We start from the raw sequence: 13,287 nt of genomic DNA on the forward strand, positions 1-13,287 counted from the left end.
GGATGTGGCGACTCCTGCCCTTCGGGCGGCGGCGCGACCATCACGTGTGTTGAAGGCGGATATGGGACGCACGGCGTCCCGACGTGTCAGCGGTGTCGGCTTACCCCGTCTGCGACCTTCGCCCAGGCGGCGATCTCGTCGTCGAAGTGGCGATCGACCGTCAGGTCGCCCGCTTGGCCGGAGTCGGGGTCGACCGCGATCGAGCCCGACCATTCCCAGGTGGCGTTGCCCGACAGCTGCACCATCGCATCGCGCGCGACGCGGGCGCGGACAAGGCCGCCCTTGTTGAACACCGTGATCGGCGCGTCATAGCCCAGCCGCCCGGTCAGGCAGGCGGCGAAGCTCGATGCCGCCATCGCGCTGCCGCAGCTGTCGGTAAGGCCGACGCCGCGTTCGAAGGTGCGCACGAACAGGTCGGGTCCACGCACCTCGACGAAGGACACGTTGGCGCGGTTGGGCAGCCAGTCGGGCGCAGCCTCGCATGCGGTGCCGATCGCGACCAGTTCCGCCTCGTCTATGGCGTCGACGAAGGCGACCAGGTGCGGATTGGGCATCGTCACCGCCGTGAACCGCCTGTCGCTGCCCAGCGGCGACACGGGCGCGTCGACGATCCGGTCGCCGTCGATGCCGTGCATCGGCCAGTCGGCGAGGCTCAGGCCCGCCGGTCCCGCCGTTTCCCGGATCGTCACGACGCCTGGCGCCACCGCCGCGTCACGCTCTACCGTCGCGGTCGACGTCTTGAGCGACACCAGCGCGCTGTCGCGTTCGGTCGCCTCGAAGCCCAGCCGCGCGACGCAGCGCAGGCCGTTAAGGCACGTCTCCGCCTCGCTGCCGTCCGCGTTGAACATGCGCATCGCGAATTCGGCGCCGTCGCGCCCCGGCGCCAGCAGCAGCAGGCCGTCGCCGCCGACCGGGCCGCGCCGATCGGCAAGCGCCCGCGCGACCTGCGCCCATACCCTGTCGCTCAGGATCAGATGCCGCGCGTCGATCAGCGGAAAATCGTTACCGGACCCATGGCACTTCACGAACTCGAAACGCACGACTTGCCTACCCCACAAGGCGACTCGCGCCGCCGCACCCTCTCCTCCGGTCCCCGCTCAACGCGCGGCGCCCGTCGCCGTTCCCCTACCGGATATCAGGGCAGCCGGTAATGGCCTGCCAGCCGGTCCAGTGCCAGCGTCAGCACGAGGCGCCCCGCACGCGCCGGCCAGCCCAGCGCCTTCTCCGCCGCCGGCAGCGCCTCGCCCGCGCATATCACCCGCCACGCGACGTCGGACAGGCCCGGTCCCAGTTCGGTCACCGCGGCGTCGAACCGCCGCTTCGCCGCGATCTGCGCCGCCGCCGGATCCAGTCCCCCGCCGCCGCCGCCGCCGTCGACGCGGACGCCGTCCCAGCCCATCGTCACCCGTGGCGCCAGCGCCGCGCGCTCATAATCCTGCCGCAGCCGCTCGCCCGCCTCGCACTGGCGCGCGTCGACCAGTCCGCGCGCGCGCAGCCAGCCGAGCGGCGATTCCGCCACGTTCACCGTCACCCGTCGCCCCGATGGCGCCAGCCGTGTCTCGCGAAGATCCCGCTGCATCCACCTCGCCTCCTTTTACCCGAATCGCACGTTTCCCTTGCCACGCCCCACGGTTTGTAGGAAAGTGAAAAAACCTATCTGGTTAGGAACCCTCGATGATTACCGCCATCCGCGACGTTCGCCGTGCCAAGGGTCTGACGCTGGAGGAGGTGGCGCGCCGCTGCGTGCCGCCGACCACGGCACAGACGATCGGACGGCTGGAGATGGGGACGCGGACCGTCTCCGTCGGGTGGCTCAATCGTATAGCCGCCGCACTGGAGGTCGAGCCCGCCGCGCTGGTGACGCTGCCCGACCGGCCGGCGCTGCCCGTGGTCGCGACGCTGGGGCCGGAGGGGGCCGCCCCGCTGCGTCGGCCGCAGACCATCGCGGTGCCTCCCGCGCCGGCCGGTGGAGTTGCGATCACCATCTCGGGCGGGATCGGCGATTATCGCGCAGGCGACGAATTGTGGTGCGCGATGCTCGCCCCCGATGCCTTCGCCACCGCGCTGCTGCACGACGTGCTCGCGCCGCAGCCCGCGGGCGACATGGCGTTCGGCCGGCTGCTCGCGATAGAGGCGGGCGCGGTCTACCTGCTGCCGCTAACGCCCGGCGCGAAGCCCGTCGCGGTCGAGCACCCCAAGTGGATCGCACGCCCCGTCCGCCTCGTCCGGGCGCTCTAGGAACGCTTGCACGGAGGCGGTACCGGCCCATCTAGGCCCGCGCAACCGCACGTCAGGGCGCCACATTCCCAATCCGGCGCGTCTCTGCTACGGGCGCGCGCATGCTCAACCTCAACGGCATCACCGTGCGCCTAGGCGGCCGCACGATCCTCGACAATGCGTCCGCCGCGCTGCCGCCGGGCAGCCGCGTCGGCCTGATCGGCCGCAACGGCGCGGGCAAGTCGACGCTGGTGCGCGTCATCGCCGGCCTGCTCGAACCCGACAGCGGCACCGCCGCGATGCCGCGCGGCAGCCGGCTGGGCTATATCGCGCAGGAAGCGCCGTCGGGCACCGCGACGCCGTTCGATACCGTGCTCGCCGCCGACACCGAGCGCGCCGCGCTGATGGCGGAATCGGAAACCTGCGAGGATCCGGACCGGCTGGGCGACGTCTACGAGCGGCTGATCGCGATCGACGCCTATACCGCGCCGGCCCGCGCCGCGCAGATCCTGCTCGGCCTCGGCTTCGACGAGGCCATGCAGCAGCGCCCGCTCGACAGTTTCTCGGGCGGGTGGAAGATGCGCGTCGCGCTCGCCGCGCTGCTCTTCTCGCAGCCCGACCTGCTGCTGCTCGACGAACCGTCGAACCACCTCGACCTCGAGGCGGTGATGTGGCTGGAGGATTTCCTCAAGAGCTACAGGGCGACGATCGTCGTCGTCAGTCACGAGCGCGACTTCCTCAACAATATCGTTGACCACATCCTCCACCTGCAGGGCGGCAAGATCACGCTCTACCCGGGCGGCTACGACAGTTTCGAACGCCAGCGCGCCGAGCGGATGGCGCAGCTCGCCGCCGCCCGCGCGAACCAGGACGCGCAGCGCGCCAAGCTGCAGGATTACATCGCCCGCAATTCCGCGCGCGCCTCGACCGCCAAACAGGCGCAGAGCCGGCAGAAGATGCTCGCCAAGATGCAGCCGATCGCGGAAATGGCGAACGATCCGTCGTTGTCCTTCGACTTCCCCGACCCCAGCCCGCTGCGCCCGCCGCTGATAACGCTCGACCTGGCCAGCGTCGGCTATGCCGACGTGCCGATCCTGAAGCGGCTCAACCTGCGCATCGACCCCGACGACCGCATCGCGTTGCTGGGCCGCAACGGCAACGGCAAGACGACGCTCGCCCGCCTGCTCGCCGCGCAGCTCGCGCCGATGGAGGGCGACATGGCCGCGTCGGGCAAGATGAAGGTCGGCTATTTCACCCAATATCAGGTCGAGGAACTCGACGGCGACGACACGCCGCTCGCGCACATGACCCGCGTGATGAAGGACGCCAGCCCGGCGGCGGTTCGCGCGCAGCTCGGCCGGTTCGGCTTCTCCGGCGACCGCGCGACGGGGCAGGTCGGCAAGATGTCGGGCGGCGAGAAGGCGCGGCTCGCGCTCGCGCTCATCACGCGCGACGCGCCGCACCTGCTCATCCTCGACGAGCCGACCAACCACCTCGACGTCGACGCGCGCGAGGCGCTGGTACAGGCGCTGAACGGCTATACCGGCGCGGTCATCCTCGTCAGCCACGATCGCCACATGGTCGAACTGACCGCCGACCGCCTCGTCCTCGTCGACCAGGGCACCGCGCGCGAGTTCGACGGCAGCCTCGACGATTACATCGCCTTCATCTTGGCCGGTGACGACAAGCCCGCCGAACCCAAGGTGAAGAAGGAGAAATTGTCGAAGGAAGCGATCGCCGCCGCACGCGACGCGGAAAAGGCGCGCAAGAAGGCGATCCGCGACGCGGAAGCCGAAACCGCCAGGCTCACTGCGGAACGCAATGCGGTCGATGCGGCGATGTTCGATCCGAAACAGGCGACGCCGACGCTGGCGAAGCTGACGATGACCGAATTGATGAAACGGCGCGCCGATCTGCAGGAGCGGATCGACGCGGCCGAACTCCGCTGGCTGGAGGCGAACGAGGCGCTGGAGGCGGCGGCCTAGAGCCTGATCCAAATGCGTGGAAGCGGTAGCGGACCGGGCGATCGCCGCCGCCGGCCCGACGCGCATCCGGTCGACCCGCCGGAGGTTGCCGGTCGGATCGCCGCCGACGATGGAGCCCGGCCGGCGTGAAGGGTCGCGCCCGCGTCCATGTCGGCGGCCGGCCCGATCGCCGCCATGACCAGACGGTTCGTACGAGCGGCGGGCGATACCGTCTTCCCCTTCTCGCCGGCACCGATATGGTTAACGCAGCCGTTCCCCGCCATGCAGGCGATTACCATCGCGATCGGCGACGACGAAGGCGCGCTGGCCGTACGCCCGTGGCTTCAGATCCTTCACGATCCGTACTCCGGCAGCGGTACGTCGCGCCGCCAGCGCTGCTGCATCGCTAACGAACAGGTGCAGCACGTTGGCGGTTGTCTGCCGGCAGGGGCGGCGGTGCGCATGCCGATGGCGGAAGCGGTGTCCCGACCGTAGGCGTGACCAGCCTCCTTCGCGTGTCGACGATAGGCGCCCCCTGCCCCTTTTTGATGAACGAAAGTTTCGTTGCGGCCGCTGCCATGGCAGCCGATGGAGCGGCGCATGGCCATGCGTTTCTCGTCCGACCTCGCGCGTCTGTCCTGCGTCGCGGCACTGGCGCTGGCAGGTTGCGCGGCGCAACCGCGTGGCACCGGTCTGCTGGACAGCATGGCGAAGGTCCAGGCCGGCCGGTCGCCCGTCGAACAGCGGGCCGCGATGGTGCGCGACATCCGCGCCGACATCCGCGCTGCCGATCCCGCTGCCGACACGCCCGCGCTTGAACGCGCGCTCGCGGCGATCGCGATCATCCCGCGCGAGAGGTTCGTGGCGCCGGGCGGCCGTGCTGCCGCCTATGTCGATCTGCCCCAGGATATCGGTTACGGTCAGACGATCTCCGATCCCTATGTCGTCGCCGTCATGACGGCCCAGCTCGACCTGCCGGCTGACCGGAGCGCCAATGTGCTCGATATCGGCACGGGCTCCGGCTATCAGGCCGCGGTGCTCGCGCATGTCGCCCACCAGGTCGCCTCGATCGAGATCGTCGAACCGCTGGCGCACAGCGCAGACGAACGCATTCGCCGAATGGGTTACACGAACGTCAACATCCGGGCAGGCGACGGCTTTCTGGGGTGGCCCGAACATGCGCCATTCGACGGGATCGTCGTCGCCGCCAGCGCGGCGGCCGTGCCGCAGCCGCTGATCGACCAGCTCAGGGTCGGAGGCCGGATCGTCATGCCGATCGGCGCGACCGACACCGCCACGCAATTGCTGCGCATGACCAAGCGCCCCGACGGAACGCTCGACCGTTGCCGGCTAGGGCCCGCATTGTTCGTGCCGTTTACCGGTGGCCGCGTGAAACCGTTCGCCGCACACGGTTTGACCGACCGCACGATCCCCTTATGCTATAAGGCACCTATCGTCGGGATCGTCTAAGGCGCGATCCATCAAATCTGGTTCGACGCGGTACCGGCCTTTGCTCGCTGATCGGGTCCTGGACACAAGGGGATAGGCAACGGGCCGGTTGCCATAAAATCGTCGATTCGCAACCTATGAACTGCGGATTATGGTTAGCAACCGGATCGTTGCCGATCGGTCGGATTCATGCAACACGTCGGTTGCCATGCCAAGTTCCAGCCCAGCAGACATCTTCGCCGCGCTTGGCGACCCGACGCGGCTGGCGCTACTCGTCGCGCTGCGGAGCGGCGGCACGCGCTCGATCGCCCGTCTCGCCGCGACGAGCGCCATGACGCGGCAAGCGGTCACCAAGCATCTCAAGGTTCTGGAACGCGTCGGCCTGCTTCGTGTGGAGCGGAGCGGCAGGGAAACGCACTTTATCTATCGCCCGGAGGCGCTTGACGGCGCCCGCGCCTATTTGGACGCGATCGGCGGCCGATGGTCTGACGTCGGGAGCGCTTTCCGCTCGGCTAGAGTGTGATCCACGTGCGTGGAAGCGGTACCGGCCCTCGCCGATCCAGCTTTGCTGGATCGCACGCTAGAGACTGACGGAGGTTCGCCAGGCGCCCGCGCACGGTTCGCGTGCAGGGTGGCGATTCCGACGCCGCTGCCGGGCCGGTATCGCCGGACCGGACGTCAGGCCGTCTCGCCCTCGTCCCCGCCTTCGCCAGTGCCCTCGCCCTCCGCGGGACGCTCGTACCAGGCTTCGACCTCTCCGCTCAGCTTGAGCGTCAGCGGACGGCCGTGGCGATCGACCTTCTTGCCCAGCGCGACGCGGATCCAGCCTTCCGAGATCGAATATTCCTCGACATCGCGCCGCTCGTTGCCCTTGAAACGGATGCCGATGCCGCGCTCCAGCTTGGGCTGGTCGAAATAGGGGCTCGACGGATCGGTGGACAGGCGGTCGGGGGGCGTATCGGTCATGGCGCTGCGCTTAGCGGGATGGCGCCACCCGCTCCACAAAAAAAGGCGGCGCCGGACGAACCGGCGCCGCCTCCCCGGTTAACCTGGGGACCGCTGGCCTCAATAGCCGTAATAATAGTCGCGATAGACGACCGGCGGCGGGGGCGGCGGCGGCGCGTAATAACGCTCCTGGTAATAGACCCGCGGCGGCGGCGGCGGCGCGTCGTAATAATAGCGACGGTCGTAATAATAGCGGGGACGGTTGGAATCGGCGATCGCCGCGCCGATGCCCAGTCCGACGATCCCGCCGAGCAGCGCGCCCGCCGCGACATTGCCGCCCCGATCGTAATGGCGATAGCCGCCGTAGCCGCCATAACGGCCCCAACGCTGCGCCTCGGCAGGTGCCGCCGCGCTCAGTGCGGTCGTCGCAAGGGCGACGCCGAGGCCCACCTTCTTCAACAAGCCGTTCATTGCTCGAACCTCCTCATACTCACAAACGCCCGGTCCGCCTCTGTTGAACGCACAAGGGTGCGAGCGTGTTTCCGGTCTATGGCCGAGTCGCGCTGAACCGATCCGGAATGGCGCGTTAAGCCGCTGTTTAGGCGCGGTGCATTCACAAAGCGGACACATTCCGCGGCTAGCCGGGCGCGACGCCAGGGGGGCGGGACCATCGACAGACGTGCGGAGACGGCGCCGGGAACGGCGCGGACGAGACGGCACGGCCACGCCTCCTTTGCCGAATCATCAAAGGGGACCTTCGTGACCAATCGTCATCTTCTGAAAGCCATGCTGCTCGTCGGCGTCGCCGGCGCCGCCGCGCCCGCCCTCGCGCAATCGACGACCGCACCCGCACAGGCCGGCGCGACCGATCCGTCGGTCGAAACCGCCTCGACCGATGCAGGCGAAGTGGGCGACATCGTCGTCACCGCGGAACGCCGTGCGGAGAATTTGCAGCGCGTGCCGCTGTCGGTCGCCGTCGTCGGCGGCAGCGACCTGCGCGCCTTCCAGTCGGGCGGCGAGGATACGCTGGCGCTGTCGGGTCGCGTCCCCGGTCTCTATGCGGAAACCACCACGGGCCGCATCTTCCCGCGCTATTATATCCGCGGCCTGGGCAACATCGATTTCTACCTGGGCGCCAGCCAGCCCGTATCCATCATCCAGGACGATGTCGTTCTCGAGCATGTCGTGCTCAAGTCCAATCCCGTCTATGACGTCGCCCAGGTCGAAGTCCTGCGCGGCCCGCAGGGATCCTTGTTCGGCCGCAACACGACCGCCGGCATCATCAAGTTCGACACGATCCGTCCGACGCAGACCTGGCAGGGGAGAATGTCTGCCTCCGCCGGCGAGTACGGCACCTTCACCTATGACGCGGGCGTCGGCGGTCCGATCGTCACCGACAAGGTGGCGATCCGCCTGTCGGGCCTGATCCAGCATCGCAACGACTGGGTCGACAACGTCTTCACCGGCTCGAGCCCCGACGGCACGACGACGCCGCTCCGCAACGCGATGGGCGGCTTCACGGAAAAGGACGCGCGCCTCCAGATCCTGCTAACGCCGACGGACCGCTTCACCGTCAACGTCTCCGGCCATGCGCGCGGCTATGAGGGCACCTCGACGCTGTTCCATCGCGCCGCGCTGGTGAAGGGCTCCAATTCGGCCGATGCCGAGCCGCGCGACCGCGTCGCCTATGACGAGGCGCAGAACAACCCGCAGAATTACGACACCTACGGCTGGTCGGTGAACGCCGCCTACGACTTCGGCGCGGCGACGCTGACCTCGATCAGCGCCTATGAGACGACCTCGGGCTTCAGCCGCGGCGATACCGACGGCGGTGCGGCGGCCAATTATCCGGTGGGCGGCCGGGCCAACGGCTTCGGCCAGAGCCAGGGCAACATCCGCGACCTCGACCAATATACGCAGGAGGTGCGCCTCGCCTCGCCCGGCGACCAGCGCTTCACCTGGCAGTTCGGCGGCTTCTACTTCAACCAGAAGGACACGACGGACTTCTACCAGCGGGCCTATTTCCTGCTGAAGCCGGACGTCAACGGCACGCTGCCCAATCCGAACAACTGGGTGCGGCTGCGCGACAACAACACCAGTTGGGCCGCCTTCGGCCAGGCCAGCTTCAAGGTGACGCCGGACTTCACCATCACCGCCGGCGCGCGCGAGACGAACGACACGAAGAAGACCGCGCTGGTCAAGACGGCGAACACGATCGCCAACGTCTCGACCTATGGCGGCCGTCGCTACGTGCGCCTGTCCGACACCACGCCGAGCTGGGACGTGTCGGCGCTGTATCAGGTCGATCCGGAAAACAGCGTCTATGCCCGCGTCGCGCGCGGTTTCCGCGGCCCGACGATCCAGGGGCGTTCGGCGGTGTTCAACTCGGACTTCACCACCGCGAACAGCGAGACGATCACCTCCTATGAAATCGGCTCGAAGGGCATCTTCCTCGACGGTCGCCTGCGGCTCAACACCGCGCTGTTCACCTACACCGTCGACGACATCCAGCTGAACGGCAACGACATCAACGGCAACGGCGTGCTGTTCAACGCCAACAAGGCGCGCGCCTGGGGCATGGAGCTGGACGCGGAATTCCGTCCGGTGCGCAACCTGGCGATCACGCTCGGCGCCAGCGCGCTCAAGTCGAAGATCGAGGACAGCCGCGTCTATGCGCAGGTCTGCCAGCTCAACGGCGTCGTCGTGTGCACCGTGCTCGACCCGACGATCAAGGTCGGCGCGAACACCTTCGCGCAGATCGACGGCAACCCGCTGCCCAACGCGCCGAAGTGGAACCTGAACGCCACCGCGCGCTACGACGTGCCGCTCGCCAATGGCGGCAAGCTGTTCGCCGCGACCGACTGGAACGTCCAGGGCTATACGAATTTCGTCCTCTATCGGACGAAGGAGTTCTACGCGGACGGCAACTTCGAGGGTGGCCTGAAGATCGGCTACACCACGCCGGACAACGCCTATGAGGTTGCCGCCTTCGCGCGCAACATCACCAACCAGAAGAACCTGAAGGGCGTGATCGAGAACTACATGGCCGCCGTCTTCAACGAGCCCCGCATCATCGGCGTCTCGCTGAGCGGCCGGTTCAAGTAAGAGCTTCGCGCATTCCGCCTTGACGGGGATCCACCGTTACTCAAGCACGACGGCGTGCGCGTTTGGGCAACGGTGGATGGACGTACGACGCCCGCCGCGCGGTTTGACGAAACGTCCGAACGCTGCCCCCCGGGCACGAAAAAAGGGCCGGTGGATCGCTCCACCGGCCCTTCCTTTTGGCCGAAGCCCGAAAGCGTCAGGCCGCCTGCTTCGCTCGGCTGGCGCGCTTGCGCTCGTGCGGGTCGAGGTAGCGCTTGCGCAGCCGGATCGACTTGGGCGTGACTTCGACCATCTCGTCGTCGTCGATATAGGCGATCGCCTGCTCCAGCGTCATCTTCTTCGGCGGGGTCAGGCGGATCGCGTCGTCCTTGCCGCCGCTGGCGCGGAAGTTGGTCAGCTGCTTCGCCTTCATCGGATTGACCTCCAGGTCATCCGTCTTGGCGTTCTCGCCGATGATCATGCCCTCGTACAGCGCCTCGCCATGGCCGACGAACAGGATGCCGCGCTCCTCGAGCGGCCCCAGCGCATAGCCCTGCGCCTCGCCGGCGCCGTTCGAGATCAGCACGCCGTTCTTGCGGCCTTCGATGTTGCCCTTGTGCGGGCCGTACTTCTCGAACAGCCGGTTCATGATGCCGGTGCCGCGCGTGTCCGACAGGAACTCGCCGTGATAGCCGATCAGGCCGCGGCTCGGCGCGGAGAAGGTGATGCGCGTCTTGCCGCCGCCCGACGGCCGCATGTCGGTCATCTCGGCCTTGCGCTGGTTCATCTTGTCGACAACCGTGCCCGAATATTCGTCGTCGACGTCGATCACGACGGTCTCGTACGGCTCGGTCCGCTTGCCGTCCTCGTCCTCGCCGAACAGCACGCGCGGCCGGCTGATGCCCAATTCGAAGCCTTCGCGGCGCATCGTCTCGATCAGCACGCCCAGCTGCAGTTCGCCGCGGCCGGCGACCTCGAAGCTGTCGCGATCCTCGCTCTCGGTCACCTTGATCGCGACGTTCGATTCCGCTTCGCGCATCAGGCGGTCGCGGATCATGCGGCTCGTCACCTTGCTGCCCTCGCGACCCGCCATCGGCGAATCGTTGACGGCAAAGCGCATCGACAGCGTCGGCGGATCGATCGGCTGCGCCTTGATCGGGGTCGAGACGCTGATGTCGGCGATCGTGTTGGCGACCGTCGCGATGGTCAGGCCGGCGAGGCTGATGATGTCGCCCGCCTGCGCTTCCTCGACCGGCACCCGCTCCAGCCCGCGGAACGACATGATCTTCGACGCGCGGCCCGTCTCGATGACGTTGCCGTCGGCGTCGAGCGCGTGGATCGCCTGGTTGAGCTTGAGCGTGCCGGTGTTGACGCGGCCCGTCAGGATGCGGCCCAGGAAGTTGTCGCGGTCGAGCAGCGTCACCAGGAAGCTGAACGGCGCATCGACGTCGACCTTGGGTTCGGGCACGTGGCTGACGATCAGCTCGAACATCGGGGTCAGCGTGCCCTCGCGCGCGTCCATGTTGGTCGAGGCATAGCCGTTGCGACCCGACGCATAGAGCACGGGGAAGTCGAGCTGCTCGTCGTTCGCGTCGAGCGACACGAACAAGTCGAACACCTCGTCCAGGACCTCTTGGATGCGCGCGTCGGCGCGGTCGACCTTGTTGACGACGACGATCGGCTTCAGGCCCAGCGCCAGCGCCTTGCCGGTGACGAACTTCGTCTGCGGCATCGCACCTTCCGACGAATCGACGAGCAGGATGACGCCGTCGACCATCGACAGGATGCGCTCCACCTCGCCGCCGAAGTCGGCGTGGCCGGGCGTGTCGACGATGTTGATACGCGTGCCCTGCCATTCGACCGACGTCGGCTTGGCGAGGATGGTGATCCCGCGCTCCTTTTCGAGGTCGTTCGAATCCATCGCGCGTTCCTCGACGCGCTGGTTGTCGCGGAAGGTGCCGGACTGGCGGAACAGCTGGTCGACGAGCGTGGTCTTGCCGTGATCGACGTGCGCGATGATCGCCACGTTGCGGAGGCTCATGGGAAATCCTGATCGGGAAGAGGGAAGTTCGCGCGCCCATAGCGGATTTGTTGCGCCGCGGGAAGGGCGGGCGGCGGACCCGGGTGCGGCGGGGTCGTGGGAGGACGCCGGGCGATCGGACAGGCCGTGACGCAAGGCCATGCGACGCCGTCTCCTCCCGATCGCTTTGCCCCCGCACGGAAGCGGTTTCGACGCTGGCGGGCCGTCCACGTCGTCCATGGCCGCGCGTGCCTGTCCGCACGTACCTGTCCGCAGGTGACCGGACGCCACGGCATCGCTATAAGCGTATTATTCGCATGACACACTTGAACCCCGCGCCGGCAACCGGCACATTGCGAAGGATGACCGGGCCGATGCCCGCTGGAGGACGACGATGGCCACTTCCGCCGACACGCTGACCGCGCAACCGGACTTGGTGCTGACCCCGCCCGATCCCGTGCCGACGGTACAGGCGGAGCGCGCCGCCGGGCTGGTGCCGATCGACGACACCAAGAAGTCGCAGCTCGAACAGCGCGTCGACACGTTTGTCCGCGACCTGGTGGCGGAGGACGTCAACAGTCCCGAATTCGGCAAGCGCGTCGACGCGATCACCGCGATGGGCGCGAAGGAGATCCGCGAGGCGGCGGGCCAGTCCAACCGCTTTCTCGACCGCCCGATCCGCGCGATGGACAAGGACACCGGCGTCGGTGCCGATCTGGCGCAGTTGCGCCGCGTCATCGAGGATCTCGATCCCGGCAAGAAGGGCGCGCTGTCGGGGCCGAAGAAGATCTTCGGCGTGATCCCGTTCGGGTCGAAGATGCGCGACTATTTCGACAGCTACAAATCGTCGCAGACGCACATCAGCTCGATCCTGAAGAGCCTGGCGTCCGGCAAGGACGAGCTGTTGATGGACAATGCCGCGATCGACACCGAGCGCGCCAATCTCTGGTCGGCGATGGGCCGGCTGGAGCAGATGATCCATCTGTCCAAGGCGATGGACGCGAAGCTGGAAGAGACCGCCAACGACCTCGACCACACCGATCCCGCGAAGGCCAAGGCGATCCGCGAGACCGCGCTGTTCTACACCCGCCAGCGCACGCAGGACCTGCTGACGCAGATGGCGGTGACGGTGCAGGGCTATCTGGCGCTCGACCTCGTCAAGAAGAACAATGTCGAGTTGATCAAGGGCGTCGATCGCGCCTCGACCACGACCGTGTCCGCGCTGCGCACCGCGGTGACGGTGGCGCAGGCGCTGACCAACCAGAAACTGGTGCTGGAAAGCATCACGCAGCTCAACACGACGACCGCGAACATCATCGATTCGACCGGCAAGCTGCTGCGCTCGAACACCGCCGCGATCCACGAGCAGGCCGCCGCCTCGACGATCCCGCTGGAGACGCTGCAGCGTGCGTTCCAGAACATCTACGACACGATGGACGCCATCGACACCTTCAAGGTCAAGGCGCTCGATTCGATGAAGACCACGGTAAACGCACTCGGCAACGAGGTCGAGAAGTCGAAGGGCTATATCGCGCGCGCCGAAGGTGCCACGCAGGGGGCGCTGAAGGGCCCCGGCGACCAATATCGCCTGGAATCGTTGTAAGGCCG

At 67.6% G+C, this 13,287-nt stretch carries 12 protein-coding genes; 6 read left to right on the forward strand and 6 right to left on the reverse strand.

All coding sequences use genetic code 11. The features are described from left to right. Positions 1 to 86: 86 nt before the first annotated feature. Positions 87 to 1,040, reverse strand: a complete 954-nt coding sequence (gene dapF, locus RF701_RS10220; RefSeq protein ID WP_308814901.1) for a diaminopimelate epimerase — start codon at positions 1,038 to 1,040, stop codon at positions 87 to 89. A 95-nt stretch (positions 1,041 to 1,135) separates the two neighbouring features. Continuing rightward, a complete protein-coding gene (locus tag RF701_RS10225; RefSeq protein WP_308814902.1) occupies positions 1,136 to 1,579 on the reverse strand; it encodes a DUF6456 domain-containing protein in 444 nt (147 codons plus the stop codon). 95 nt (positions 1,580 to 1,674) lie between these two features. Here RF701_RS10225 and RF701_RS10230 point away from each other — a divergent pair, with 95 nt between their 5' ends. Both RF701_RS10230 and RF701_RS10235 read left to right on the forward strand, forming a co-directional pair. Then, a complete protein-coding gene (locus RF701_RS10230) occupies positions 1,675 to 2,238 on the forward strand; it encodes a helix-turn-helix domain-containing protein (RefSeq protein ID WP_203309279.1) in 564 nt (187 codons plus the stop codon). A 101-nt stretch (positions 2,239 to 2,339) separates the two neighbouring features. Continuing rightward, positions 2,340 to 4,202, forward strand: coding sequence for an ABC-F family ATP-binding cassette domain-containing protein (locus RF701_RS10235; RefSeq protein ID WP_203309278.1), 1,863 nt, complete (start codon positions 2,340 to 2,342; stop codon positions 4,200 to 4,202). A 240-nt stretch (positions 4,203 to 4,442) separates the two neighbouring features. Here the strand turns inward: RF701_RS10235 and RF701_RS17660 are convergent, their stop codons facing one another. Next, positions 4,443 to 4,607 carry a VOC family protein gene (locus tag RF701_RS17660; protein WP_374758609.1) on the reverse strand — a complete coding sequence of 55 codons (165 nt, stop codon included), beginning with the start codon at positions 4,605 to 4,607 and terminating at the stop codon, positions 4,443 to 4,445. Between the two features lie 174 nt (positions 4,608 to 4,781). Here RF701_RS17660 and RF701_RS10245 point away from each other — a divergent pair, with 174 nt between their 5' ends. Then, entirely contained in the window at positions 4,782 to 5,651 is an 870-nt protein-coding gene (locus RF701_RS10245) for a protein-L-isoaspartate(D-aspartate) O-methyltransferase (RefSeq protein WP_374758610.1), read from the forward strand. A 187-nt stretch (positions 5,652 to 5,838) separates the two neighbouring features. Beyond that, positions 5,839 to 6,153: a metalloregulator ArsR/SmtB family transcription factor gene (locus tag RF701_RS10250; RefSeq protein WP_308814905.1), complete on the forward strand. Its 315-nt coding sequence runs from the start codon at positions 5,839 to 5,841 to the stop codon at positions 6,151 to 6,153. A gap of 155 nt (positions 6,154 to 6,308) precedes the next feature. Here RF701_RS10250 and RF701_RS10255 read toward each other — a convergent pair whose 3' ends face one another. Next, positions 6,309 to 6,596 (reverse strand): DUF3297 family protein, encoded by a 288-nt coding sequence (locus RF701_RS10255; protein WP_203309275.1) that lies wholly within the window; start codon positions 6,594 to 6,596, stop codon positions 6,309 to 6,311. A 99-nt stretch (positions 6,597 to 6,695) separates the two neighbouring features. Continuing rightward, a complete protein-coding gene (locus tag RF701_RS10260; RefSeq protein WP_203309274.1) occupies positions 6,696 to 7,046 on the reverse strand; it encodes a hypothetical protein in 351 nt (116 codons plus the stop codon). Positions 7,047 to 7,361: 315 nt separating this feature from the next. On the opposite strand from RF701_RS10260, the gene RF701_RS10265 reads away from it, so the two are divergent. Continuing rightward, positions 7,362 to 9,680 carry a TonB-dependent receptor domain-containing protein gene (locus RF701_RS10265; RefSeq protein ID WP_308815651.1) on the forward strand — a complete coding sequence of 773 codons (2,319 nt, stop codon included), beginning with the start codon at positions 7,362 to 7,364 and terminating at the stop codon, positions 9,678 to 9,680. Positions 9,681 to 9,876: 196 nt separating this feature from the next. Here the strand turns inward: RF701_RS10265 and typA are convergent, their stop codons facing one another. Next, entirely contained in the window at positions 9,877 to 11,700 is a 1,824-nt protein-coding gene (gene typA / locus RF701_RS10270; protein ID WP_308814906.1) for a translational GTPase TypA, read from the reverse strand. A gap of 373 nt (positions 11,701 to 12,073) precedes the next feature. Here typA and RF701_RS10275 point away from each other — a divergent pair, with 373 nt between their 5' ends. Continuing rightward, a complete protein-coding gene (locus RF701_RS10275; protein ID WP_203309272.1) occupies positions 12,074 to 13,282 on the forward strand; it encodes a toxic anion resistance protein in 1,209 nt (402 codons plus the stop codon). The last annotated feature ends 5 nt before the right edge of the window (positions 13,283 to 13,287 follow it).

This window comes from Sphingomonas sp. GV3, from assembly GCF_031082075.1.
Classification (GTDB): domain Bacteria; phylum Pseudomonadota; class Alphaproteobacteria; order Sphingomonadales; family Sphingomonadaceae; genus Sphingomonas; species Sphingomonas beigongshangi.